At 40.7% G+C, this 24,679-nt stretch carries 25 protein-coding genes; 9 read left to right on the top strand and 16 right to left on the bottom strand.

Annotated elements, in window-relative coordinates; translation table 11 throughout:
- Positions 1 to 17 precede the first annotated feature (17 nt).
- A complete protein-coding gene (locus FCV43_RS09255) occupies positions 18 to 311 on the bottom strand; it encodes an ArsR/SmtB family transcription factor (RefSeq protein ID WP_113798580.1) in 294 nt (97 codons plus the stop codon).
- Positions 312 to 458: 147 nt separating this feature from the next.
- Between FCV43_RS09255 and FCV43_RS09250 the strand changes: the two genes are divergently transcribed.
- Complete coding sequence (locus tag FCV43_RS09250) at positions 459 to 1,355, top strand: permease (RefSeq protein ID WP_206380327.1); 897 nt, start codon at positions 459 to 461, stop codon at positions 1,353 to 1,355.
- 47 nt (positions 1,356 to 1,402) lie between these two features.
- Here the strand turns inward: FCV43_RS09250 and FCV43_RS09245 are convergent, their stop codons facing one another.
- From FCV43_RS09245 to FCV43_RS09215, 7 genes are all read right to left on the bottom strand, one after another.
- Positions 1,403 to 2,170, bottom strand: coding sequence for an ETEC_3214 domain-containing protein (locus tag FCV43_RS09245; protein WP_136994979.1), 768 nt, complete (start codon positions 2,168 to 2,170; stop codon positions 1,403 to 1,405).
- Positions 2,171 to 2,209: 39 nt separating this feature from the next.
- A complete protein-coding gene (locus FCV43_RS09240) occupies positions 2,210 to 3,160 on the bottom strand; it encodes an LPP20 family lipoprotein (protein ID WP_136994978.1) in 951 nt (316 codons plus the stop codon).
- The gene (locus FCV43_RS09235) at positions 3,160 to 4,311 is read right to left on the bottom strand and encodes a transglycosylase SLT domain-containing protein (RefSeq protein ID WP_136994977.1); all 1,152 of its coding nucleotides are present in this window, start codon (positions 4,309 to 4,311) and stop codon (positions 3,160 to 3,162) included. Before FCV43_RS09235 ends, FCV43_RS09240 begins: the two co-directional genes overlap by 1 nt.
- Before the next feature lie 12 nt (positions 4,312 to 4,323).
- A complete protein-coding gene (locus tag FCV43_RS09230; RefSeq protein ID WP_136994976.1) occupies positions 4,324 to 4,923 on the bottom strand; it encodes an LPP20 family lipoprotein in 600 nt (199 codons plus the stop codon).
- Positions 4,924 to 4,993: 70 nt separating this feature from the next.
- Positions 4,994 to 6,190 (bottom strand): flagellar assembly protein T N-terminal domain-containing protein, encoded by a 1,197-nt coding sequence (locus FCV43_RS09225; protein WP_136994975.1) that lies wholly within the window; start codon positions 6,188 to 6,190, stop codon positions 4,994 to 4,996.
- A 12-nt stretch (positions 6,191 to 6,202) separates the two neighbouring features.
- A complete protein-coding gene (locus tag FCV43_RS09220; protein WP_136994974.1) occupies positions 6,203 to 7,222 on the bottom strand; it encodes a penicillin-binding protein activator LpoB in 1,020 nt (339 codons plus the stop codon).
- Between the two features lie 62 nt (positions 7,223 to 7,284).
- Positions 7,285 to 7,905: a hypothetical protein gene (locus tag FCV43_RS09215; protein WP_136994973.1), complete on the bottom strand. Its 621-nt coding sequence runs from the start codon at positions 7,903 to 7,905 to the stop codon at positions 7,285 to 7,287.
- A gap of 450 nt (positions 7,906 to 8,355) precedes the next feature.
- On the opposite strand from FCV43_RS09215, the gene FCV43_RS09210 reads away from it, so the two are divergent.
- Complete coding sequence (locus FCV43_RS09210; protein WP_136994972.1) at positions 8,356 to 8,880, top strand: DUF3087 domain-containing protein; 525 nt, start codon at positions 8,356 to 8,358, stop codon at positions 8,878 to 8,880.
- Positions 8,881 to 8,953: 73 nt separating this feature from the next.
- On the opposite strand, the gene FCV43_RS09205 is transcribed toward FCV43_RS09210, so the two are convergent.
- The 6 genes from FCV43_RS09205 to FCV43_RS09180 form a co-directional block, all read right to left on the bottom strand.
- On the bottom strand, positions 8,954 to 9,697 hold the full coding sequence (locus tag FCV43_RS09205) for a phosphatase PAP2 family protein (RefSeq protein WP_240697144.1): 744 nt from the start codon (positions 9,695 to 9,697) through the stop codon (positions 8,954 to 8,956).
- Between the two features lie 128 nt (positions 9,698 to 9,825).
- Positions 9,826 to 10,947 carry an ABC transporter ATP-binding protein gene (locus tag FCV43_RS09200; RefSeq protein WP_136994970.1) on the bottom strand — a complete coding sequence of 374 codons (1,122 nt, stop codon included), beginning with the start codon at positions 10,945 to 10,947 and terminating at the stop codon, positions 9,826 to 9,828.
- Positions 10,948 to 11,076: 129 nt separating this feature from the next.
- A complete protein-coding gene (locus FCV43_RS09195; protein WP_136994969.1) occupies positions 11,077 to 11,568 on the bottom strand; it encodes a glycosidase in 492 nt (163 codons plus the stop codon).
- Positions 11,569 to 11,600: 32 nt separating this feature from the next.
- Complete coding sequence (locus FCV43_RS09190; protein WP_136994968.1) at positions 11,601 to 12,002, bottom strand: hypothetical protein; 402 nt, start codon at positions 12,000 to 12,002, stop codon at positions 11,601 to 11,603.
- Between the two features lie 26 nt (positions 12,003 to 12,028).
- The gene (gene lpxD / locus FCV43_RS09185) at positions 12,029 to 13,036 is read right to left on the bottom strand and encodes a UDP-3-O-(3-hydroxymyristoyl)glucosamine N-acyltransferase (RefSeq protein WP_136994967.1); all 1,008 of its coding nucleotides are present in this window, start codon (positions 13,034 to 13,036) and stop codon (positions 12,029 to 12,031) included.
- A 27-nt stretch (positions 13,037 to 13,063) separates the two neighbouring features.
- Positions 13,064 to 14,086, bottom strand: coding sequence for a porin (locus FCV43_RS09180; RefSeq protein ID WP_136994966.1), 1,023 nt, complete (start codon positions 14,084 to 14,086; stop codon positions 13,064 to 13,066).
- Positions 14,087 to 14,493: 407 nt separating this feature from the next.
- Between FCV43_RS09180 and FCV43_RS09175 the strand changes: the two genes are divergently transcribed.
- From FCV43_RS09175 to FCV43_RS09150, 6 genes are all read left to right on the top strand, one after another.
- Positions 14,494 to 15,720, top strand: a complete 1,227-nt coding sequence (locus FCV43_RS09175) for a maltose ABC transporter substrate-binding protein (RefSeq protein WP_017052434.1) — start codon at positions 14,494 to 14,496, stop codon at positions 15,718 to 15,720.
- A 10-nt stretch (positions 15,721 to 15,730) separates the two neighbouring features.
- Entirely contained in the window at positions 15,731 to 17,014 is a 1,284-nt protein-coding gene (locus FCV43_RS09170) for a carbohydrate ABC transporter permease (RefSeq protein ID WP_017052433.1), read from the top strand.
- Position 17,015: 1 nt separating this feature from the next.
- Positions 17,016 to 17,849: a sugar ABC transporter permease gene (locus FCV43_RS09165; RefSeq protein WP_017052432.1), complete on the top strand. Its 834-nt coding sequence runs from the start codon at positions 17,016 to 17,018 to the stop codon at positions 17,847 to 17,849.
- Between the two features lie 17 nt (positions 17,850 to 17,866).
- Positions 17,867 to 19,660: a glycoside hydrolase family 13 protein gene (locus tag FCV43_RS09160; RefSeq protein WP_136994965.1), complete on the top strand. Its 1,794-nt coding sequence runs from the start codon at positions 17,867 to 17,869 to the stop codon at positions 19,658 to 19,660.
- A 3-nt stretch (positions 19,661 to 19,663) separates the two neighbouring features.
- Positions 19,664 to 20,581, top strand: a complete 918-nt coding sequence (locus FCV43_RS09155; RefSeq protein WP_136994964.1) for an ROK family protein — start codon at positions 19,664 to 19,666, stop codon at positions 20,579 to 20,581.
- A 120-nt stretch (positions 20,582 to 20,701) separates the two neighbouring features.
- Complete coding sequence (locus tag FCV43_RS09150; RefSeq protein WP_136994963.1) at positions 20,702 to 21,502, top strand: TrmB family transcriptional regulator; 801 nt, start codon at positions 20,702 to 20,704, stop codon at positions 21,500 to 21,502.
- A 76-nt stretch (positions 21,503 to 21,578) separates the two neighbouring features.
- Here FCV43_RS09150 and FCV43_RS09145 read toward each other — a convergent pair whose 3' ends face one another.
- A complete protein-coding gene (locus tag FCV43_RS09145) occupies positions 21,579 to 22,733 on the bottom strand; it encodes a PLP-dependent aminotransferase family protein (protein WP_136994962.1) in 1,155 nt (384 codons plus the stop codon).
- A gap of 125 nt (positions 22,734 to 22,858) precedes the next feature.
- Here FCV43_RS09145 and FCV43_RS09140 point away from each other — a divergent pair, with 125 nt between their 5' ends.
- Positions 22,859 to 23,728, top strand: a complete 870-nt coding sequence (locus FCV43_RS09140; protein WP_113798788.1) for an AraC family transcriptional regulator — start codon at positions 22,859 to 22,861, stop codon at positions 23,726 to 23,728.
- Between the two features lie 18 nt (positions 23,729 to 23,746).
- Here the strand turns inward: FCV43_RS09140 and FCV43_RS09135 are convergent, their stop codons facing one another.
- A complete protein-coding gene (locus tag FCV43_RS09135) occupies positions 23,747 to 24,670 on the bottom strand; it encodes a hydroxymethylglutaryl-CoA lyase (RefSeq protein WP_136994961.1) in 924 nt (307 codons plus the stop codon).
- Positions 24,671 to 24,679 lie beyond the last annotated feature (9 nt).

Here is a 24,679-nt window from a genome sequence, read left to right as displayed (position 1 = left end):
GCTAATGATGAAGAGTATTAACACTCTTCATCAATGCAACATTCATCCTGTAGGAAGGCAATGACTGATTGTAGTTGCTCAAATTCAGCGACGCAGTATAGGGTTCTTCCTTCACGTCGTTGAGAGATCAATCCGGCAGAAGCTAGGCTTGAGATATGGTGAGACAAAGTCGATCCCGGGATATCTAAAGATTCCTGCAAACTTCCAACCGCAATTCCTTGATACCCAGCGCGAACCATACTTTTGTAGATGCTTAACCGTGTTGGGTGGCCAAGTTCTTTCAATGCTTTAGCGATTATCTCAATGCTCATATGAGTGCTTCTTATAGTTGGTATTGAATTTATATTTCGATATTACTAGAAATAACTTGATCACGCTACTTTATTGGATTATATTTCGATTATTCCAGAAATGTAGAGATTTAAATTATGTTTGATTCAACTTACTTCACGACCGAAATGCTCATGGAAACGCTTAATATGTTTGCGTTTCTTGCGGTAGAACTCACGGTACTGTTTTTAGCGATCAGTTATATCGTTGGTGTACTGCAGGAGTACATTCCACCAGAAAAAATCCAAAGTATTTTGAGTGGTAAAAAAGGTAAAGGCTATATTGTTGCAGGGTTTTTAGGTGCGATTACCCCATTTTGCTCTTGCTCTACCATTCCTTTCCTTAAAGGATTATTAAGAGCGAAAGCCGGGTTTGGTACGATGATGGTCTTTTTGTTTGCCAGCCCACTCCTTAACCCGATCATTATTGGCTTATTTGCCGTAACCTTCGGAATTAAAGTGACGGTATTCTATTTCACTATTGCCATGGGTGTATCTGTTGTTGCTGGCTATGGTTTAGAAAAATTAGGTTTTGAAAAATACGTAAAAGAAGAAGCTTATATTACGCCGGAATCAAAAGGTTGTGGCTCAAGCTGTGGTGGAAAGAAAGCACCAGTAAGTAAATGGGTAAGAATATGGAATACGACATGGTCTGATTTTAAAAAGGTTTTGCCTTATCTAATTGGTGGTATTGCGTTAGGTTCGATGATCTACGGATTCATGCCTACGGAGTTTGTGGCTCGCATCGCTAACGATGGTAACCCATTTGCAATTCCAGTTGCCGCTGTGATTGGTATTCCTCTGTATATCCGTGCAGAAGCGGTGATTCCACTGAGTGCGGCATTAGCGGCCAAAGGCATGGGATTAGGAGCTGTAATGGCATTAATTATTGGTAGCGCAGGAGCCAGTTTGACGGAAGTGATTTTGCTGAAATCAATCTTTAAAAACCCGATGATCATAGCTTTCTTAACGGTGATTTTAAGTATGGCGATAGGTGCAGGATTCTTGTATAGCTATTTGTTCTAATTGAAAGAATAAAGGGGGAGTATTCTTCAATACTCCCCCCTTCACTTTTAACCGATTTTGTTTGTAAGAAGCTCATACTCTAAATAAGTCAGAATCGCTTGCTCTAACTCTTCAGTACCAATTGAACTGTATCCAAAAAAGTTGGGAGTAAACTGATGTCTTAACGTTTTTAGTGTTTCTTGGTAATCTTCACCAAGTAACATTTGGCTGTTTAGTTCAGTTAACGTTTCAGATTGTTTTGGAGAAAATTGTCCTAAATACTCACTGACACCACCAACAGAAGAATAGAGCAAATCAAATTTTCCACCGGATATTTCTTCAATATAATAACTACCAATTCGAGCAACATTTAAATAGGAATCAACGAACTCGGTTGATTTATCAAACGGCATACCAATATAGCTAGTCCCACCTGCGTGCTCAGAAGTATTTGGCGTGAACCCTTCTTGAGGAAATACAAGGAATGCGGCAATTATATTATCCTTACTAATAGCTGAAAGGATAAAGTTACGATCTTTATAGTAAGTAACAATATCGCCATTTTGTAATTGTTTAGTATATACCGGAGAGCCTAGCGTTTCTTCTAAGATGCCACTATCAGCATTAATGTATATTTTATTCAGTCGATTTCTTGAAGGTTCATCTGACATGGTCGATTGGCCAAACTCCCATATCTTTAGTACACCATCCCAAGTGTCATTGATCTGCCCTAGAGCAATAGCTACTAAAGAGATCCATGGAATAAACACTTTCCATGAAAATTCAAAGCCACTGATTTCAACTGTTTGCTCTTCGTTCTCAACTGCATCACTCATGATTATTTTAATATCCTTATTCGTATCAATGTTGATATGTTACTTAATAAGCACTTCACGGTCATCTTCACTAATCAAAGTGTCTAGTAAGTCATTCTTATTATCGAAATAAAGATTGAACTTATTAATCGCGTTATACATTGCTTGTTTCTTCGTTTTATTACTTTGTCCGATTAACTTAAATTTTCTATTTGCGAGTGATGGCGAACCAATATGAAGATTAAAAGTGATGATTGCTTGTCGTTTGCCATTTTTCTTGCCTGAAACCGTTGATGATTCAAATGAAATCGTTTCACACTGACTATCGATCCGAACAGATAAGCCACTTTTAGACATTTCCTCGGCAATCGCAGGGGTTAATATTTTCTTTTCATAGCCAGAGTTAGGGCTATTTTTTATATTGAAGCAGTGTGAATTCTTGAAGTCATTTTTTTTGTCAATCAATGTCAGTAGCTCATTGTAATACGTATTGAGTTTATCTGAATATTGAGAGATAGTTTCTGCCTGTAAAAGTGTCGTTTTAAATTCTTGTCCTTGGGAAATTTCTAGAAACTCGTTAAGATCCAGCTCATTTTTTATGAGTAAATTTCTATAATTTTTCATCTTAGTTGTTAGATGATTGTCATACTTCTCGATGATATCGGACTTCTTGACGACACCTAGCACATAGAATATGTCATTGTCACTGCCTTGTTTGATCCAGCTAATCTCAGGAATCAAAATAGATTTTGAGATGTAATTCGCATATGAACTACTCGATATTTGGCTCTGAGAGTTCTTTGTGGATATCGAATGGCTCACACTTGACGTAACGGTCGAAGATAAGGTGCTTGCAATCTGGCGCATGGCATCTTTTTTGGCCGCTTCAATACTTTCACCCATACCTGTCCCTGTGATTGCTTCAGGTTCTGTCGGCGGATTATTTACCCAACTCGGAACAGCAAAAGCAATCTGAGGGATTAGACTTAGAGTCAGCAATAATTTTTTCATTAAATCTTGCTCGTTTTAAGTAATTTAGAGTAATAGATTTTTTTGTTGTTCACTTTTTTCAGATAGTTACGAGTTTCTTTATACGGGAATGTTGTCGATAAAGATTTATATACGGTATCTGGGTCTAAGGTATTGGCTTTTTTTGCTAAAGCTGAAAGAGAGCCCTTTCCTGAGATATGTTTTGCTACAGCTCCCACGCCACCATTATATGAAGAGATCGCGAGGTATGTTTTTATATCTTGGTCTTTCACATCAGTTAGATAGCGAGTAAAAAGAACATTAAGATAGGCGGTCCCGATGTTGATATTATATTTAGGGTCAAACAAAATATCGGCAGTGAGTAAACGCTCTTTACCAAGCAATAGTTTAGTTACATCTTTACCTGCAGAAGTTGGAACGACTTGCATCAATCCATATGCCGGGATGTGAGATTGTGCCATCGGATTAAAATGACTTTCCGTATGGATAATCGCTAAAATTAACTCCGGTTGTACATCCCATTTGGCCGCCATTTTATTCACATCTTCAAGGTAAATTAGCGCACGTTGAGCGATTTTGTTACTTGGAAGTGACATGGTTATACGAGTAACTTTTGTACCATTACTTTGAGTATATTCAGAAGTTTTGGCTGTCTTTTGCAATTTTTCACTGTCGACTTCAGGGATGACTTTTTGATTGGATTCAAGTTTGCTTGGTTTGGCTTTCATTTCAGAAAGAACTTTGTCTTTTGAGTAAGCCTGTAGCGTCGTTTCATTTTTTAGTTCTTGGATTTGTTCGTCAACCACTTTTTTTACGTCGTCAGACGACTGATCTGAACTTATTACTTCAACTACAACTTCTCCAGATTCAAAATTTACCGTTCTTTTTACTGCATCATTTTTTGAGTACTGCACCCATGTTGTTTTATTGGACAGCTCTGGTTTGTCCCAAATTAAACCTAGTTTTTCTTTCGCTTTATCAAAGCTTTGTTTATAAGCTTTTTTTGATGCAGCAAATTCATCAAGCACAACCGTTTTATCTTGATTAAAAGAGGCGTTTAATTTGTTTTTTAGCGCACCAAAACTGTCAGAGGATGACTCTGAAGCATGAACCATGGCTATGCTTGATGCCAAGCCAAGAGCACAAATTACTGAACGAACAAGAATAGCCATAGTTGTTACTCCTTAAATATCACCGAGTGCTTGAGTAATTTGTTCTGCTAAATCAGCATTTTTCTTTTGAGCTGATTCTGGAATTGTTTCCGGAGAATTCTCTTCAACGGCTGCAATCACTCGTTCAACATTTTGTTGGAATACATTGCGAGGTAGCCCTACATGAACATAAAAATATCCATCTTTACCTCTAAAAGATTTAATCGTTTCTACGCCTTCAAGTACCACGTTAGAGATGGCATTTTTTTCAGCCGAGGTTGCAGATGTGGCACCAGCAGAACCGCCAACACCTAGCGTTCCAACTTTGCTTTTTACTTGAGTCAAAATTTCTAATTTAACTTGATCAGCAAGTTCTTTTTGAGCTTGTAATATTGCAAGGTTTTTTTGGTGAGCAATACCGCCGGCAGTATCACCACTGAAACCAACCGCTTCTCTGATGTACTCTTCTTGATTAGCGTTTGGTGAACAAATCCAGCTTGGAGCTGCAATATCTGGATTGCCATAGTAGTAACAATCAGCAACGGGTTCTGGTGCTGGTTGCTGAGCTGTTTGAGTTGATTGACACCCAACAAGAGCAACAGTTAAGGCGGATAGTGCGAGTACTTTTTTCATTTTTCTTACCTATAAATATGATCATAAAGACGTTTAGAGATTCTTTACTTTGATGGGTTAAATTATGTATTTAAGCTTTAATTTGCTTGGATAAAGCTTGGATTATTTCTTTTGCTAATTTTCCCTCAAGCGCTTTTTGAGCTTGAACTTGAGAAAGGTGCTTAGATCGAGACTTTGAATCGGTGAATACTCGGGTTTTCTTTGGTGTATTTCTTATGGTGAATAAAATATTCCCCGTTTTTTGATCAGTAAATTGCAGTGTTAATTCAGTTTCGTAACCTATTTTGCCCTTATGATTCTCAACTTCATTCTGTCTTTTCTTCAAATTGAATGTATGGGTCGGGGCTGTCTTACCAGTATTTAATGAAAAACCTAATGTCTCTAGCTGATCGGTTATCCACGAGGAATCATTTGAATCACTGGTACGAATATTAAAGATAGGGTTCTTCATTAAGCCGGAATAAAAGCTGACATCATTGGCAACCTTTTCACTGTCAACGTAGGCATCAATGATTACGTAATAAACACCTTTCTCTATGTCTTCATCAAGGAGCTCATAGCTGCTTATATAACTAGCGATTTTTGGCGTCATTGCGGTGGATACGACATTACCATTCGAGTCTTTTTGGCTGGCAAATTCAAACCCTTTGCTTTGTTGAACTGCATTAGTGAATGCGTCTAAAAGTGCTATTTGTCTTGCTGAGTTTTCACTGTCGATTAATGGTGCTGTTCCTTTCGATTCAACACTTTCGACTTCAAAATCAAAGTCGGAAGCGTCCATTAATTCCTTTGGGTTTTCCCAATTAGTGCCAGCAACGGTTTTCTCACTAATAATTAATGACACAAAATACGAATCATCATACTTACCTGATTTAATCTCTTCGTAAGACGATGGGTTAGACTGCAATGTAGAGACGGCTGCTTGAGTAAACTCTTTTCGGTTAAATTTATCGTTTCCTGAAGTTTTAGAAAGCGACAAACCGTTAAACCGCGATGACTCCTTGCTTGCGATAGTGATCTTATTGAGTAAATGATTAATATCAGCTAAAGAGAGCTTTAGAGCTGCCTTATGAGCTTTCTCTTGGTTTCTGTTTGTCGACTTTGCTAAAGAAACAATGTAGTAGCCATGTGCAGAGTCATACCCTACACGAGTACCACTTTTATATTCGATGAGTTCAAATACGTCATCCATTGGGTCTGCGTAGAGTTGAGAACTGTAGCTAATGATCAGAGCCGAAAAAAATGTGAACCACTTCTTGCTAAGCATTTGATTTATCCTTTAAAAAGCCCAATTCTCAGGCGTACCGACCGATACTGCATAGATTTTGGTTCGCTTAAGGTATTCCTTACCTAATGCTTGTATTTTTTTCTTCACCTGCTGGGCATCAATGTCATCTTCTTTCCAGGTAAACATGATTCCAGATCCTGACGTGCTTTTTGGCGTGACTTCTCCAGAGGCGATAGGAATATCAAGTCCATCATCACTTAAGAAAAGTACAACTGGTTGCTTGATTGCGAAGCCCTGTTCAATACCTGAATTGATAGCAAAACGGCCATTTCGAAAATTCGTTACTCGTCCACCTACTGGGTAATAATTCATTGTGCGGTTAACGAGCACTTGAATGCCTTTCTGAGCGGCTTCTTTATAGGCTTCTTGCAACTCATTGGAATCGCGATAATCAAAACCACCGATAAACTCATCTTCAATTGCCCAGAAATTCTTAGCGGGCATATTGTGGCGAATAGGTTCGAAAGAATGAACAATTTGGCCAGTGGTCGGGTTGACGACCTTTGTTGTGATTAAGCTTCTGAATATAATTTCGCTATGGTCTGATTTTTTCTTTATAACGCTCCCTAAAGCGATTGAGGTTTCAAATATATAATTAGGGTTCTTTTGCTCACCAATTTGAATCGCACCGTCATTAACAGTATTTTCGATTTGATACGCCAATTCATAATCACATGATGTACAGTTTCTTGTAAGTACTTCATAACGTTTTGTGCGAGCTAATTCGTTTTCTAGCAGTTTTGAAACGATGTCTGTTTTTAACGTGGTTTTTTGAGAGCCTTCTTCAAACTCAATTTGGTCCACATAGGCTGCTATTCGCATTTTGTTGAATGCTTTTACATCATAATTACTTGGTAACTCAATATTCTCGCTTTCATACAATGCGTCTTTATTTATGGTTTTTATCAATGAGTTAGCGCTATTGTCAGCTTCAGAGTTGATTGCTACACCCGTTGTTTGACAACCAACAAGTAATGTTAATATAGAGAGGCAGATTAGAGATTTTTTCATTATTGGCTCATCCAAAGAAGCCGATATAGATTTTCATCTATATCGGCTAGTTTATTCTTTATTTATTTTGCAGTATTAAATGAAGATACAACTTTGTAATTGTTGTATGCAGATATTACGCTGTCATTTAAATAAAGAACCTGATCTGTTGTATGAGAAAATTTATCTTTTTCATTGATAAGGTTAAGGAAACCTACGTTTTGTAATGCATCGCTTGCATTAATCGTTGTCATCATTGCGACACTTTTAAGTGCAGGTTTAGCTGCATCACCTAGGCCGCTCATGATTTCGCTAAACATAGAAGATGCTAAGAATTTATCGACAGTCGCTTTATTTTTTGGCGATAGCGCATCGTAAATCGCTTTCTTCTCTTCGTCTGTTGATGCAGCTTCAGTTGCCGCGAAAAAATTACCTAAAGCGGGTGTTGCAATTAATTCTTCGGTATATCTTTCATATGCTGGCTTAGCCGCTAGAAATGCAGTGTTAACGGCTAAACGAACGGTTTCAACTTCAACAACCGTTGATGGCTCGTAATGGCTGTCGTCAGAACTGATTGCTAGTTCGCTGCCTTTTTCTCTTAATACGTCATATGATAGAGGTTCATCAGCGCTTTCGCCGCCAGTACTGATACAGCCAGATAACATTAACGTTGATAGTAGTGAAGCTATAATTGTTTTTTTCATAAATACCACTTACTTAACTTTGAATTATTATATTGAATAGACACTTGTTTTATATGTGCAGAACTGATGTTAAGCGAAATGTTAGACTATATGCAATGAAACAGCTTTAATGCAAAAGGGTGATTGCAAAAAGTGTGATATTGATAGGTTAGTTTAGTCGTTTTAATTATCGGATGGGAGGAATGAGCCGTAATCATAATTAATGTAATTATAATTTTTTGATCAATGATACTTTTATATGGTTCGGCGTTCTATTTATCGGAGAGGGGGGAAGCTTATTGCAATTTCCTATTTAGGTGATTTTTAACGATGTTTGTACGTGAATATTTCTATTATGCGGTCGAGAAATAGTGAACCAAATGGTAAGTTCTTACCCTCAGTCCATGAAACCTGCGTAAAATAATAATTTCTGTGTAGGCATCTATTCATAAAAGGGGATTCGGTAACATAATGAAAATAATAGAAATCGATAAAGTTACGTATCGTAAGCGTTCTAATATAGTCATCATCTCATTTGTCGCGTGTCTTGCGATTTTAGCCTTGGTATTTGGCGCGATTTTAATTCAACTATTTGGAACAGAACCAGTCAGTTCATCGGAGTCGACAGGGAATTTTCACCTGAATTTAATGGGTGTGATTTTATCTGCGGTGGTCTCGGCTTCAATAATGAACCACTTCAAAACACACTCTTTTTTGACCGAAATATTTTATGTCTGGCAATTGAAGCAGATACACAACAAAATTTATCGCAAAGTGCGTAAGATTAAGCTCGCGTCGGAAGAACAGAACGTGACCGCTTTGATCATTCTTAACTTCTATTACACCACTCAAAAACAGGTGTTTTGGTTGGATAACAACACTCTGACGATGTCGACAGTGCAAAAACAGCTGGATGAAATCCAAGATAAAATAAAGATGTGGAATCTTGATATATCACTGGAAGATTTTGATTTGAAGCTGTTAGAACAGTTTTAGATTTGAAGGTAACAAGAGCTAGCGAGGTGCTGGCTCTTTTTTATTTATCCGACTAATTAATCTTTTATATTTGTCATTTCTGCTTAGTCACTTTCAGGACTTGATGGACCTTGTTTTGTATCCACTGCTCCGGAATTAGACAGTATAAAATGAGCGCACATAGCATAGAACCAAGGAGATCGATTGGCCTATGCATTCCTAACCAAAGCCGGCTGTACGCAACACCAATCCCCCAAGTAAGAATGATGCTAAATAACATATAACGCTTATGTTGAATAAGAATCCCTCCAAAAAACAGAATACAGATCGATACAAAAATCGTGTGTCCGGAAGGGAATGAGTAATCCATTTCCCCGAGCCAATGACTGGTTCTCCAAGGGCTCACCGAGTTTGAGACCGATTCAATGACTGCATTTTTACTCTCAACGTCTAATTGATAAAACGTTTCCGCACTCTTTACCGCATCGATATGTTGCAGAAAGTTGGCATAAGGTCTTGGAACTGCGGTGACCTGTTTAAGTAAGGTTTTTGCCCCAAAACTCAGCACCAACAAAATGCCAAGTTGTGCACCAAGCTTAAGCATCGTGGACTTAGGAAGTTTTAGATAGATTGGTATGAGGCATAGTGCGATGGTAGAAAATAGGAAACCGTGGCTCCCTGCGGAATCAGTCAACCACTGAAGTTGAGATCCAGTGGAATCGCTAACTGTTGAGGCGAGGTCGATGCTTGGAATACTGGATACCATAGCAATGACCAGTAACATGTATATGGCGAGTGCGATACAGCCGGAGCGTTTGGTTTGAATGAAATGAGTCACAGTAATTCATTGTTTAAAAAATTTGCATAAGCATACGTGACTGAATGTGGAAAAAGCATCAACGCAGTGTCAGTTTTTAGTTGAAGGGTAAGATGAGTCTTAATTTTTCAAGACTCATCGTCCACTGACTATAAAGTTAGGTTTTGCTCTGTTTCGGCATCAAACACATGGCAGAAGGCGGAATCAAAATTGAATCTTATCTCGTTGCCAATATAAGAGGTGGTGATATGTTGATCGTTAACCCTTGCGACAATTTCATTATCGCCAATGCGGAAGTGAAGATATTTCTCATTCCCTAGATTCTCTACTACAGTGAGCTTTCCAGGATGGACATTAATGAATTCGTCGTCTTGCGCTAGGCTAATATGCTCAGGTCGAATCCCCAGACAAACCGGTTTATCAATATAGTGGGTCAGCTTTTCTTGCTTGTCGATCGGGATCATAATTCGAGCGCCATCAACTAGCTCAACATAGATATTATCCCCTTCCTTTCTCAGTACAGTATTGACTAAATTCATCGATGGCGACCCTATAAAGCCCGCCACAAATTTATTTGCTGGGTAGTTGTATAGGTTCGCAGGAGTATCAACTTGCATGATTTTACCTTGGTTCAGTACACAGATCCGATCGCCCAGCGTTAGCGCTTCGGTTTGATCGTGTGTGACATACACCATGGTGGCAGGGTTACCTTCTTCTTTTAGTGATTGATGAAGCTGAGCGATTTTTACACGCATGGATACACGTAGTTTGGCATCTAAATTTGATAACGGTTCATCAAATAGAAATACGTCAGGTTTGCGAACGATAGCTCGGCCTACAGCAACGCGCTGTCTTTGTCCGCCAGACATTTCCTTTGGTTTACGGTCGAGTAAATCCGTTATTTCAAGTTTTTCTGCCGCTTCTTCAACACGTTGCTTGATCTCTTCTTTGGATTTTTTCTGCATTTTTAACCCAAAAGCCATATTGTCAAAAACGGTTTTATGGGGATACAACGCGTAGTTTTGAAACACCATGGCAATGCCACGATCCTTTGGAGGAAGATCGTTGACCACCTTGTCTCCAATTTGGATTTCGCCACCAGAAATGCTTTCTAACCCAGCGATCATTCGTAAAGTGGTGGATTTTGCACAGCCTGATGGCCCAACAAAAACCATGAATTCACCCTCTTGTATGTCGAGATCGATACCGTGTACGGCTTTAAAACCATTGTCATACTCTTTTTCTACTTTACGCAGGCTAACTGTTGCCATTTGATACTCCGTATACGGGTTAAAACTGAAGATTTAAATTGTTGTCCATTCAGATAATGACTCGTGTGGGACAGTCATTATTTGGATGAACAACTGCGCTTCGAAAAAGCAATGAAGCGCAGGATGAGATTAATTACATTTTTTGATCAGTGCTCTTACTGGTTTTTTCTCTTCGGTCACTTCGATACTCCACAGGTATTTGCCATCTTCTGGAATATTGACCACTGTGTTTTTAGCAAAGCCACCGCGTTTGAGTTCTTTTATGTAGCCAGCCGTCATTGCTCTTCCTTCAGCCGTAAACTGAGGGTTCCAGCTCATGGTGGCAAACTGAAGGCTAACGTTACCCGCAGTTTCTTCGCTGACGACTTGATAGATTCCGTTGCCTTTATATTGCATTTGGCGATTGTCCATATGCATCCACTGCCCATCAGGGAAAGTACCGACCACGAATAGAGAAGGGCGAATTGGCCCGCGCTCTTCTACTGTTGGGAGGTTACAGTCGGCAAAAGGACCTGTGGCTAAAGCTTGCTCTGGCGCAACGTCTTTAGGTGAGTCAGATGTACTCGCACAACCCATTAATGCAGTAGACAAGATAGCGGCAAGCAGAATTTTGTGTTTCATCGTTAATTTCCTTATTGTTCTTTGACTAATATTTATATAGTGATATTAGAGTGTGTTTCTAGATCGAAAATATGACTGAAATAAGTATCAAAATTGAATCTGAAATATTCACCAATATTTTTATTGGTGACCATCCGTCCTCGAACTTTCGAAGTGATGAGGCTGTTGGCTAATTCAAAGCTAATATGCTGAACATTATCTTTGCAGTGAAGCTCTGTTATTTTTCCTTGGATGGTATTAAGTTGCTCGTTGTGTTTTGCAAGCGTAATGAAGTCGGGGCGAATACCAAATTCAACGGGTTGATCAATATACATTTTAAGCTTGTCTTGTTGATGCTCAGGAATATGCAACCAAGATTGATTTCCAAGTTCTACATATATCTTGCTATTACAAGCTCGGATGGTAGCTTCAATGATATTGATGGGTTCGTCCATGTGATTCTTCACTACTTATAAAATGGCTAAAAATTAAAGATCTTGGCGAAAAAGCTTCTCTCTTTTCCGATCTCTTTTGGTTGTTGATTCGATTTTGAACTTTTGGTTAATTTATTGAGAGCGGCTAAGTTCTTGTAATAGGCTCTTGCGTCTTTCGCGGGATAACCAAATAAGTCACTATTTGCTGGGAACGAGTGGCTGACGCCTGATTTTGCTTTGATCACAGAATTCTTGCCGATGGTTAAATGCCCAGCGGTTCCTGCTTGGCCATGAACGATGACGTTATCTTCTAGAGTTGTATGCCCAGCAAATCCTGTTTGAGACACCAGTAAGCAGTGTTTTCCTATGTGGCAGTCGTGGCCGATCTGAACCAAGTTATCAATTTTGGTGCCTTGTCCGATAATGGTATCCCCAAGGGTTCCTCTATCGATGGTGTTATTGCAGCCAATCTCGACATCACTTTCAATAATGACTCTGCCAACACTTTCTACACGTTCGTAACGGCTTTTTTTGCCTGTCATATATTCGAAGCTGTAATTGCCGATTGAGTTATTGGAATCGATGGTGACATTATCTCCTATAACGGTCCCTTCCTTGATGACGGTATTGGCATGAATAGCGACGTTGTTACCAATGGTGACACCATTCATTATTTTTACACCCGGCATGAAGTGACAGCCCTGGCCTATTTGGCAATATTTACCAATATAAATATCAGGGTTTTCAGATGTGTTACCTTGATCAAATAGCTTATATTTACTGGCTTTGTAATATCGCATTAAGTGGTTTAGCTTTTCAGCATCCACCGAGTCGATGACAATTTTTGTTTTAGCAGGGCAAGACAAAATACTGGATGGCCCAATAATTACATCAGCCGAGGTTTCAGATATTGCTTTGAGATCTTTTTTCGAGAAAACAATCGCAAGACCACCTTGTTCATCACTGTGAACGGGGCGTATGCGATTAATTTCCATCGATTCGTCGCCTTCAATGTTACCGCCAACGATTTGAGCTATCTCTGAAACGTTTATCATAATATTTTGTCTGCCATTGTCTGATAGTTAGAAACGGTATAGAGCTTGTAAGAATAGAGTGTTCTGTTCAACTATTTTTTCATCGCCAGCGTACTGATCCATATTTGATGTCTCAGTATCTTTCGCCCACTCATATTCCGCTTTAACTAACCAGTCGTCACCTACAGCTTGCTCATAACCAATGGTCGCTTTACGGATGTCTTTGAAATAGTCATCATTACTATTGATACCATTGGTTTCATTTTCACCGATGCGAGCGCGTACATACATGGTGCCTGCGTCATCAAAGCTGTATTGAACGATTGGTTCGAAGTATTTCTCTGTAAAATCACTGACTTTAGAGCCATTGGCATCGTTCTCTTTGATTTGGTAGAAGAACTCAACGCCTAGCTCCCAATTATCGAACCGTTTATATGGCTTGAACAACAAGCTATAGCCTTCTTCTTTTACGGTTCCCCACGCACTTTTATCTTCATCGTTATACAGATACTCAAGGTTGGAGTAGAAGCCAGCGTTATATTCATTGCTCCAATAAGTTAGGTAAGGTCGAAAGCTATGCTCTGTTTTCGTTTTTCGTAATCCTGATGTACCAGCCGTGCTGTATAGCTGACTTCTTGTGTACTCAATATCGTAGACGGCACCTGTCGCCCAACCCCCGCCAATATTGAAGCCTTTATCAAGTGATAGGAGATGCTTATAGCCATCTTCAGTCTCAGAATAATGACTTCCGTCCTGTTTTATGAGCTCTTTCTTACGGTCTTCTAATTTGAACGCGTATAGAGCCGATAAATTCCATTTCGCATTTCGGTAGAACAGACTTACCACTTCGTGGGTTCTTGTTTGTTCTGTTGATTTGATTCCGCCCCATTTGGCCCAGTCAGTTGTGTTTTTGTATTCATACTCAATTGATGATCCAACGTGCCCACCAAATTGCATAGCGTCATCAAAAAAAGTGTCTTGAGGGGCAAATCCTCGGTCATCTGAAGCGAATGCGGTGGTACTAAGGACAAGCGTATTCGCGATTAGTACGGACAGTAGTGTTTTTTTCACAGTATTTCCTTATCAATCCAGCGGTATATTTTTATTGAATAGTTCAATGCAATGAATATTTAGTAGTTCACGTTGAACGCCTAATTATTGTTCTGCATTTAATTTCTTTTTTCTCCCTGGATTTATAACAAATGAGAGATTGGTCACTTTTAGTAGTGGTAATTGTTGATCTTCATCACAAATGCTTGCCTGCTCACCAATATTCAATAGAGCTTTAGTGGCAGGGACACGATAAACCCATATGTTCTCTGCTGTCTCATTGAATATAGGAAGACAGATTGTCATGGCTTTTAGTTGATCGTTATCACAAATATGCTTGTTGTTTATTCAATTTGTGTTGACTTATTTCTGTTCAAATCTAACCTAGTCGTATCTTATGGACTACTACAAGGTTTCACGGAGTAGATATGAAAAAAAATATCCTAACAACCGCTTTGATGACTTCCGCTTTGATCGCAGGATCTGTCACCGCCGAAGAAATTAAGCCAGAAAGCGATGCTGAACTATTAATTTGGACGGATCGTACAACAGTTGAATACATGGAGTTTGCAGCGGAGTCATTTAATGAGAGCTTTGGTTATGATATTGATTTCTCATTCCGTGGATTAGCTCCAATTGATTCGGCCTCTCGCCTTATTCAAGATGGAGGTTCGGCGCGCGTTGCGGATGTGGCTGAAATTGAACATGACCTTCTAGGGCGCTTGGTGGTTGCGGGTGGCGCAATGGAGAACTTGGTGTCGGCTGAGCGTATTAATTCTACTTTTATGCAAAATGCAGTCAGTGCTTCTAAAGCTGAAGGGGTCGATTATGGCTTTCCGGTCAGTTTTGCGACAACCGCACTGTTCTATAACAAAGATCTGCTTCCAAAGGCTCCTGAATCGTTTGAAGAGTTGATTGAATTTTCAAAACAGTTCAACAACAAGAAAGAACATAAGTACGCTTTGCTGTGGGATATTCAAAACTATTATGAAACGCGAATGTTCGTGACGCTATATGGTGCTTATGAGTTCGGTAACAATGGTACGGATGCGAAAGATATCGGCATCAATTCAGAGAAAGCGCAGCAAGGCTTGGCTGCAATGAAGCAACTTCAAACGGCAAATAATTCGAACCCAATTGATATGCGCAACCCTCAAGTTCGACGTGGGCTGTTTAGCGAAGGTAAAGTGGCGGCAATTATTGATGGACCTTGGGCAATTCAGGGTTACCAAAACTCCGGTGTTAATTTTGGGGTGGTGCCAATGCCGAAGTTAAATGGCTTGCAACCGAGAACATTCTCGACAGTGCGTCTAGCGGTTGTCTCCTCATACACCGAATACCCAAGAGCGGCTCAGTTGTTTGCCGATTATCTATCATCTGAAAAAATGCTTAAAAAGCGTTACGAAATGACGGAATCTATCCCGCCTATCCAGTCGGTAATGGAAGATATTATTGTCGATGCAGATGAAGCTACGTATGCCATTATTACTCAAGGGTTCTATTCAGATGCAATGCCGTCTGTACCTGAAATGGGCTTTATTTGGTCTCCAATGGCAAGTGCAATTACTGATTTTTGGATGAACGATAAAACGCCAAAACAGGTGCTAGATAAAGCAATGAATATCATTAAAGAACAGATCGAATTGCAGGAATAGAAGGTCATTTATGTTGTTAACAGAGACTAAGCCGGCATCAAAGGTGCCCGCTTCTATCCTTATCATGGGGAGTTCTCAATTACGGAAAGGGCACTGGGTTAAAGGAGGGGTGTTTTTAGCAATGCAGGTCATGACATTGCTGATGCTACCTGACCTTATTCTTGCTCTGAAAGGATTGATATCTCTTGGTGACGTAGCACAAGTTCGTAAAGGGTTTAAAGTATTTCAAGGTGACAACTCCATCTACCTGTTAGTGGAAGGGGTTATTGCTCTATTGTTTAGTTTTCTTATTACTTGTTTGTATATTTCAAACGTGAAAGACGCGCAACAATGTGGGCAATGTCGTTTGTCGGTAATGGGGCAGTTGAAAGATATTTATGATAAAAAGTTTGCTTTTATCATGTTATCGCCTGCTTTTATCGCTTGTATCACCTTTATTATTTTGCCAATTCTGATCACGGTACTGGTGTCATTTACTAACTATTCAGCACCGAATCATATCCCTCCCCGCAACTTAGTGGATTGGGTTGGTTTTAAAAATTTCTTCTCTCTATTTGAGTTGAAAATTTGGTCAAGCACCTTTTTCGGTGTGGCGTCATGGACGGTGATCTGGGCATTCTGTGCCACGATATGTACCTGTGGTTTTGGTTTTCTTCTTGCCCTTGCGCTAGAGAATAAAAAGATTAAAGCGAAGAAAGCGTGGCGATTTATTTTCATTCTTCCTTATGCGATCCCTGCGTTTGTCACTCTATTAATGTTCCGTTTACTGCTGAATGGTATCGGGCCAGTTAACGCGACTTTAAATACGTGGGGCTTTGATTCGGTCGCCTTTTTATCTGATCCCATTATGGCTAAGTTCACAGTCATTGCGATCAGTGTATGGGTTGGAGCGCCTTACTTCATGCTGTTGATTGCGGGTGCGCTAACTAATATCCCAGCCGATCTTTATGAAGCAAGCGAAGTCGATGGTGCGAGTAAGCTTCAGCAATTTTGGGAAATTACGCTACCTATGGTTCTTCACCAAGTTGCCCCATCTCTAGTGATGACCTTTGCACATAATTTCAATAACTTTGGCGCGATATTCTTGCTGACCGAAGGTGGACCGATTAATCCTGAATACCGTTTTGCAGGCCATACGGACATTCTTATCACTTGGATCTACAAACTGACGTTGGATTTCCAGCAATATCAAATCGCTTCGGTAATCTCGATTGTCATTTTCTTGTTCTTATCTGGTATTGCGATCTGGCAATTTAGTCGAATGAAATCGTTTAAAGATGATGTAGGAATGTAAGATGGAAAAGTTAATTGGAAAGCTAGGAACCGCGATTGTTTACCTATTCCTGACGTTAAATGCATTGCTTGTGCTTGCCCCTGTTATTTGGACGGTTTTAGCGTCATTTAAGCCCGGTAATAACTTATTTAGCTCAAGTTTTACGGATATAGGTTTCACGCTTGATCACTACCGTGCGCTTTTTACCGATACCCCATATTTAGATTGGTATCTGAATACCTTTATGCTGGCAACGGCAAACATGTTGATTTCACTTGTCGTAGTGACGATTTCAGCCTTTGTATTTTCTCGTTACCGCTTCAAAGGTAAACGCAACGTCATGATGAGCATTTTAGTACTGCAAATGTTTCCTGCGTTCTTATCAATGACCGCAATCTATATTTTGTTGTCGAAATTGAACCTTATCGATACCTACGCAGGTTTATTGTTTGTCTATGTCACGGGCTCACTGCCATTTATGGTGTGGCTGGTGAAAGGGTACTTCGATGCGATTCCAACCTCATTGGATGAAGCGGCGAAAATCGATGGTGCAGGGCACATGACCATCTTCATAGAGATAATATTACCTTTGGCAAAACCTATCTTAGTTTTTGTGGGATTAGTGTCGTTCACAGGTCCTTGGATGGACTTCATTCTGCCGACTCTCATATTACGTAGCGAAGAAAAAATGACTCTCGCTATTGGTATCTTCAGTTGGATCTCTTCTAACTCGGCTGAGAACTTTACGCTCTTTGCAGCAGGCTCACTGTTAGTTGCTGTTCCAATTACGTTGCTGTTTGTTGCAACGCAGAAACACATCACCACCGGCCTCGTCAGCGGTGCAGTAAAAGAATAAAAATCAGGAATACACACATGATTACAAAAAGCTCGCTAACACACTCGGCAAAGAGTGCGGACAGTTACGCCTATGATAATGAAACGCTTCACTTAAGATTACGCAGTGCAAAAGGCGAAATTGAACGTGTGGCGCTATGGATAGGTGACCCTTATCACTGGGCTGAAGGTGGACTCGATGGTGGTAATCTCGGCGGAAGTGATGCTCATGGCTGGGTAGGTGGAAATGAAGTTCCTATGATCCATGAAGGAGAGACGGAACACCATGACCATTGGTTCGCCGAATTTAAGCCGCCTAAACGTCGTAGTCGCTATGGATTTATTCTGTATGGCAAAGACGGAGAAAAAATTCTATTTGGTGAAAAACGTTGTGCAGATCTGTCGGATCCGAATGAAGCCGAAGCCGAGTTAAGTAACTTAAGTAATTTTTATTGCTTCCCTTATATCAATCCACGTGATGTTTTGAAAACACCGAGTTGGGTTCCTGACACTATTTGGTATCAGATATTTCCTGAACGCTTTGCTAATGGTCGACCTGAAATTTCACCAGCAGAAGTACAGCCATGGGGAACTCGGCCTGTGTCTACTAACTTCATGGGAGGCGATCTTTGGGGAGTCATTGAGAAGTTAGACTACTTACAAGATCTTGGGATCAATGGTTTGTACCTTTGCCCTATCTTTACAGCCAACGCTAACCATAAATACGACACGGTCGATTACTATAACGTTGACCCGCATTTTGGCGGTAATGAAGCCTTTAAAGCGTTAGTTAAAGAGGCGCATGCGCGTGGAATGAAAATCATGCTCGATGCGGTATTCAACCATATTGGTGATAAGTCACCGTTGTGGCTCGATGTGGTAGAAAAAGGTGCAGATTCTAAATACGCCGATTGGTTTTGGATCAATAAGTTCCCGGTTTATCCCGATACACCAAAAGATGAGTGGGATTTTTGGAACTTTAACTACGAGACTTTTGGGAACGTACTTGAGATGCCAAAACTCAATACAGAAAATGAAGAGTGCCGAGCATACCTTCTTGATGTTGCGCGTTACTGGGTGGAAGAGTTTGATATCGATGGCTGGCGTTTAGATGTGGCCAACGAAGTGGATCACTCTTTCTGGCGCGATTTCCGCACCGTAGTAAAAGGCATTAAGCCAGATTGCTACATCTTAGGTGAGATTTGGCATGAGGGAATGCCGTGGCTACGAGGCGATCAGTATGACTCGCTGATGAACTACCCATTAACTCAAGCAATCACAGACTATTTTGCATTGGCAGCATTTGATAAAGAGAGCTTCATGCACGCGGTAAGCACTTCCTATCTTGCTTACCCTCATAACGTCAATGAAGCGATGTTTAATTTGCTCGATAGCCACGATACTACTCGTATTCTAACTCTATGCGGTAATGACAAACGCAAAGCGAAACTCGCGTATCTATTTATGTTCACGCAAGTGGGTGCTCCTTGTATCTATTATGGTGGCGAAATAGGCATGGACGGCGGGCGAGGCATGGGAAGTGAAGATAACCGAAAATGCATGATTTGGGATGAATCTGAACAAGACCATGACTTTAAAAACTTTATCAAAGAACTGGTTGCACTAAGGCAGTCGCATCCTGAGTTTAATCAGCCACAAATTGAGTGGTTAACGGTAAATGATGACGAATGTATTGCGTATCAACGTGGGAAAGTGACGTTTGTACTCAATAATTCGGCAGCTCAAAAGAGCGTCCAAGTTAATGGCGACAACATTGAGTTAGATGCTTATGGGTATCGTATTCTCAATGAAGTAAAGATGGGTCAGAAGTAACGGATGTCGAACTCGTTGGTGTTAGGAATATCCATAGATAATCAATGGATCCGTACTGTGGTGGTCACAACGTCTTGGCAAGATGAAGTATATCGAACCTCGCAGAAGACGCCTCAAACGTTACCTGAGTTGCTTCAAGCGGTTGAAGTCTTAGTCAGGAATATTGAGTGGGGTTATGGGCGACCTAACGCCATCGGGTTAAGTGTGTCCGAAGAGTTCTACCAGAGAGATGACAACGTTCTTATATCGGACACTATTGCGAATGATGTAAATCAGAAGACAGGTATTGAATGTAATGTGATTCAATCTGCTTACGCGGCTCTGTTAGTTAAGCGGCAAATGATGCAGACAACGTCAAATGAAAGCGTGCTCAGTACGGTGATTGATGCTCATTGCAGTATCGTATTGGTTGATGATGAACATGTGGCACGAAAACACCGACTTTTCGAATGGGCGCATAGCCGTTTACCGGAGTATCACTGGCTTATTGATGGGCTATCTCCTGTTTGTCATTGTGGAAAAGAAGCCTGCTTAGATCAGTTTCTTACGGTGCAAGGTATTGAAAGGCAGTATCATCAAGTTGTGTTGAAAGATTGTACGCTTGCAGAAATATACCAACTGGTTGAAGCAAGTGACCACCATGCCACTCGTATATATCGTGCTTTTGTTGACCAACTGGCACGAGCACTGATTGCACCTATCCAATCACTCATGCCTGCAACTTTGCAGTTATTTGGGGCGGCCAGCCGCTATCGCTTTTTAGGGGAAGATCTGAAAGTGGCGCTCTCTCGTTATTGCGAGCCTAGTATCATCCCAGAAATTAAACACGATATAGACAATACATCTTTGTCTGATGAGTTTGTTTTTGCGCTAGGCGCCACGTTATTGCCTTGTCTAATACGATCTGGAGCATTGAGTTAGAACGTCACCTTACCGGTTCTTAATATATTTTAAAAAAATCACATTAATCATTTACGCTCATAGTTTTAGGAGTGGTAGTCTTAGAGAGAAGATGTTTTGAATAGTTTTAGAGGACAACCCGTGTCAGAGCTAGTAACCAAATTAATGGATTTTGGTTTTACCAAAACAGATGCCCTTGTTTATATTAATTTGCTGAAAAACGGCCGAGCAAGTGGTTATAAAATTGCAAAAGAGATCTCTTTGTCTCGTTCATCCGTGTACTCTTCAATCGATAATCTGTACAAGAATGGCTACATTTTTATGTCGGAAGGGGAGACCAAAGAGTATGAAGCGAAGTCTCCAGAGTTGATTTTCAGTCAGATCGAAAAGAAGACCGTTGAGAATATCAATGTGCTTAAAACTGAACTGTCGAAAATGATGCTCCAAGAAGAGAAAGAGTTTGTCTATAACGTGTCTGGATTTGAAAATCTAATCCAGAAGGCGAAAGAGATGATCAATCAAGCGCACCTTGAGATCTATCTGAATACTGATTTTCATCTCTCATTGTTTGAGAAAGAGTTGTGCGATGCTGTTGAGCGTGGCGTGCGAATTATTGTTTTTTCGTTCAATCGCATTCAGGCTCCTCATGAAAAAATCGAGCTATATTCTCGTTCTCAGAATGATGAATTAGAGTACCCTTCACATCGTTTCATGTGTGTCGTGGATATGAAGCTTGCGATAATGTTCTCTCATCGTGAAGAGACATTAGGCTTATACGCCAATAATCGTTTGATGGTAAAAATGATCGCTGAGCACATTCACAGTGATATTTACCTCATGGCTTATGAAGGGCTAGAACCAGAGAAACGAGTGCGTGTGAATACAATTCATGAGCAGCAAAACTCAATGGCACTGGCGGATACAGACAAGCCTCGCGCTTAATCTCATAAAATAAATAGAATAAAAAAAGCTGATATTTTCATATCAGCTTTTTTTGTGTGCCATTCAAAAATGAGATTTATACGATGGTTTGTCTAAGCACCTTCGCCAGTCGTTTGACCGCTTCCACTAACTCTTGCGGGTTGGCATTGGTAAAATTAAGTCTAACGGCAGCCGGTGTGTTTTCTGGTTGTGGATAGAACACAGGGCTAGGAACGACCGCGACACCATTGGCAAGTAAGGTTTTAGCCAACTCAAACGTGTCGCAATCTGGCAGGGATAACCACACGAACATGCCGCCATCGACTGGTTTCAGTACACAGCTTGTCGGTAACTGTTGTTGTAATTCAGAGAACAGAACTTCGTAGCGCTGCTTGTACAATGCCTGGATCTTTGCCATATGCTGTTCAAAGTCAGGATGTTTGAGCAGTCCTAATAATAGGGCTTGCATCGGAACACTAGAGTGTAAATCGGCCCCCTGTTTTACCTTGACCAGCGGCTCTAAATAGCGTTTTTTGCCCGTTACCGCGCCAATTCTTAGCCCTGGAGAGGCAATCTTAGAAAATGAACGCAACACAATGGATTGTTGTGGGCAGAACTCCGACACCATAGGCAGAGCATCGTTGATAAATCTCAACTCTCTGTAAGGGGCATCTTCAATAAAGGCTACGTTATATTGAATGCATAATTCAGCAACCTGTTTACGGACTTCGAGTGACCAACAAACGCCTGTCGGGTTATGAAAATCAGGCACAGCGTAGAACATCTTAGGTGCTTGTTGGATAAAGCACTGCTTAAGTTCTTCGATATTCGGCCCAAATTCCGTTTGAGATACGGTCACGATATTGGCTTGAACTAACCCAAAAACTTGCATCGCCCCCAAGTAGCTCGGCGCTTCCATTACCACGGTATCATTGGGATCAACATACGCACGAGCAATCAAATCTAGCCCCTGCTGAGAGCCTGTACAAATCATTGGCATATGGCTGTCAGGAAGTTGATATACATCGGTCAGGTGTTCTAATAAGGGGGCATAACCTGCAGTTGATCCATACTGGAACACTTCAGGCATATCGGACAGTTGCTCAAGCGTTTCTCGCATTAAGTCAATGGGGAACGTTTTCTCATCAGGAAGACCACCTGCAAGAGAGATGACATTTTTGTCAGAAGCGGCGGCGAGTATTTCTCGAATATAAGATGACTGTATCTGTTGCAGTGATTGTGCGATTTCCATGTGCGTTCCTGTCTTTTTGCTTTTATTTATTGTTTTATTCTTCTCTCATTGATACTACAGAGCATTGCGAGTTTCGGTTTGTCCGTTTATGCTTATAAATATGTCCATTTATGCTATTTGAGATCATGAGCCAACAACATACATCCCGAATTAATGATGTTCTGTTCTATATTCATCAAGATATAAGCCAAGAACTGGCAGCAAAAGAGCTTGCGGATGTGGCGGCGTACTCTGAGCAGCATTTTCACCGTATTTTTAAACAGGTGGTGGGAGAGTCGATCCATCAATACATTCGACGCACTCGAATGGAATATGCCGCCAATCAGTTGATGTTCGACACTAAATCAACGGTTTTAGATATTGCGAATAATTGTGGGTTCAACTCTCTTTCTTCTTTTAGTCGAGCATTTAAATCGACATTTCATATGTCACCAGGCGAGTGGCGAAAGCATGATTTACAAGTGTCAGATAAACCCTATTTGAAAGATGTTGAAGTAGCAGAGGGCTACCGACGAGTGGCAAATAGAGCGTTGCCTCAACCGAAAATCATAGAAGCAGAGGATCGCCTCGCCGCGTATGTGAGACATGAAGGTTACAACCGCTCGATTCGTAATGCTTGGTTAGTGCTTAAGGCGTGGGCGAGTTCGGAGAATCGTGACTTTTCGGAGCAATTTGGGCTGCATCACTCAAACCCTGCTTGGGTCGATTTAGATAAATGTCGCTATGTCGCTTGTATCTCGATTGATAAGCCATTGAAATACAGAGGAGTGGTTAATCAAATGGTGATCCCGGGAGGATTGCACGCGGTATTCCGATTACATGGTATATACGGTGAATTGCTTCCGCAGATAAGTACTGTTTTAGAGCAATGGCTACCCGCTTCTGGGTTTAAATTGAGGTCAACACCTGCATTTGTTCACTATCATAAAAACCATTTTTTGAATGAAAATGAAGAATTTGAATTAGATTTCTACTTACCTATCAGCTTCTATTAAATGACAATATATCCATATTTACATTGTAAATTTCTTGTCTTTCACATAACGATGGCGAAGCGCTTGTGAGACTTTTGACGCGGGTGGCTTATTTAAATGATCGCAGATTATCCACCCTGCTTTAGCGACATCGAGTGAGTTAACCCCCGTTTCGATGCCTAAACCATCACAAAGGTAAAGTACATCTTCAGTCGCGACATTACCGCTGGCTCCAGCTGCATATGGGCAGCCCCCTAAACCCGCGACACTGCTATCAATGACGGAAACGCCCATGGTTAGAGCTTGATATATATTGGTGAGAGCTTGCCCCCAAGTATCGTGAAAGTGCACTGCTATTTGGTTGAGTGGCACCTGCTTGTGTACGGCTTCTAACATAGTTGCAATACGCAGTGGCGTTCCTGTTCCTATGGTGTCACCAAGAGATATTTCATAACAGCCTAATTCAAGTAGTTCTCGGGCGACAGTCGCGACTTGTTGTGGAGGTGTTGTTCCATCGTATGGGCAATCTGCGACACAAGATAAATAGCCTCTTACAGGAATATTGAGTTTTCGAGCTTCATCCACCAGAGGAAGAAAACGCTGGATGCTTTCAGAAATAGAGCAGTTAATATTGTGTTGGCAAAAAAGCTCGGATGCTGATGTGAAAATGGCGACTTGGTTAGCACCAGATTGAATCGCTTGCTCAAAACCTTGTAGGTTCGGGGTGAGTGCAGAATAGGTAACATTGGGCTGGCGAGAAATTTTGTCCATCACTAAGGCTGAATCTGCCATTTGAGGCACCCATTTCGGAGAGACGAAAGAACCAGATTCAATGTGCCTTAGCCCGGTTAGAGAGAGTTGGTTAATCAGATCGATTTTTGCTTCGGTACTGACCGAGACTTCATTTTGTAAACCATCACGAGGGCCCATTTCTGCGATTAACACTGCTGTAGGAAGAGTCACGCTTATCTC

It is taken from the genome of Vibrio genomosp. F6 (assembly GCF_005146325.1).
GTDB classification, from domain to species: domain Bacteria; phylum Pseudomonadota; class Gammaproteobacteria; order Enterobacterales; family Vibrionaceae; genus Vibrio; species Vibrio cortegadensis.
This window is presented reverse-complemented; position numbering and strand designations above follow the sequence as displayed.

Coding starts and splice junctions, on each gene's coding strand:
- FCV43_RS09255 (WP_113798580.1), bottom strand. CDS start 311: ATGAGCATTGAGATAATCGCTAAAGCATTGAAAGAACTTGGCCACCCA.
- FCV43_RS09250 (WP_206380327.1), top strand. CDS start 459: ATGCTCATGGAAACGCTTAATATGTTTGCGTTTCTTGCGGTAGAACTC.
- FCV43_RS09245 (WP_136994979.1), bottom strand. CDS start 2,170: ATGAGTGATGCAGTTGAGAACGAAGAGCAAACAGTTGAAATCAGTGGC.
- FCV43_RS09240 (WP_136994978.1), bottom strand. CDS start 3,160: ATGAAAAAATTATTGCTGACTCTAAGTCTAATCCCTCAGATTGCTTTT.
- FCV43_RS09235 (WP_136994977.1), bottom strand. CDS start 4,311: ATGGCTATTCTTGTTCGTTCAGTAATTTGTGCTCTTGGCTTGGCATCA.
- FCV43_RS09230 (WP_136994976.1), bottom strand. CDS start 4,923: ATGAAAAAAGTACTCGCACTATCCGCCTTAACTGTTGCTCTTGTTGGG.
- FCV43_RS09225 (WP_136994975.1), bottom strand. CDS start 6,190: ATGCTTAGCAAGAAGTGGTTCACATTTTTTTCGGCTCTGATCATTAGC.
- FCV43_RS09220 (WP_136994974.1), bottom strand. CDS start 7,222: ATGAAAAAATCTCTAATCTGCCTCTCTATATTAACATTACTTGTTGGT.
- FCV43_RS09215 (WP_136994973.1), bottom strand. CDS start 7,905: ATGAAAAAAACAATTATAGCTTCACTACTATCAACGTTAATGTTATCT.
- FCV43_RS09210 (WP_136994972.1), top strand. CDS start 8,356: ATGAAAATAATAGAAATCGATAAAGTTACGTATCGTAAGCGTTCTAAT.
- FCV43_RS09200 (WP_136994970.1), bottom strand. CDS start 10,947: ATGGCAACAGTTAGCCTGCGTAAAGTAGAAAAAGAGTATGACAATGGT.
- FCV43_RS09195 (WP_136994969.1), bottom strand. CDS start 11,568: ATGAAACACAAAATTCTGCTTGCCGCTATCTTGTCTACTGCATTAATG.
- FCV43_RS09190 (WP_136994968.1), bottom strand. CDS start 12,002: ATGGACGAACCCATCAATATCATTGAAGCTACCATCCGAGCTTGTAAT.
- lpxD (WP_136994967.1), bottom strand. CDS start 13,036: ATGATAAACGTTTCAGAGATAGCTCAAATCGTTGGCGGTAACATTGAA.
- FCV43_RS09175 (WP_017052434.1), top strand. CDS start 14,494: ATGAAAAAAAATATCCTAACAACCGCTTTGATGACTTCCGCTTTGATC.
- FCV43_RS09170 (WP_017052433.1), top strand. CDS start 15,731: ATGTTGTTAACAGAGACTAAGCCGGCATCAAAGGTGCCCGCTTCTATC.
- FCV43_RS09165 (WP_017052432.1), top strand. CDS start 17,016: ATGGAAAAGTTAATTGGAAAGCTAGGAACCGCGATTGTTTACCTATTC.
- FCV43_RS09160 (WP_136994965.1), top strand. CDS start 17,867: ATGATTACAAAAAGCTCGCTAACACACTCGGCAAAGAGTGCGGACAGT.
- FCV43_RS09155 (WP_136994964.1), top strand. CDS start 19,664: ATGTCGAACTCGTTGGTGTTAGGAATATCCATAGATAATCAATGGATC.
- FCV43_RS09145 (WP_136994962.1), bottom strand. CDS start 22,733: ATGGAAATCGCACAATCACTGCAACAGATACAGTCATCTTATATTCGA.
- FCV43_RS09140 (WP_113798788.1), top strand. CDS start 22,859: ATGAGCCAACAACATACATCCCGAATTAATGATGTTCTGTTCTATATT.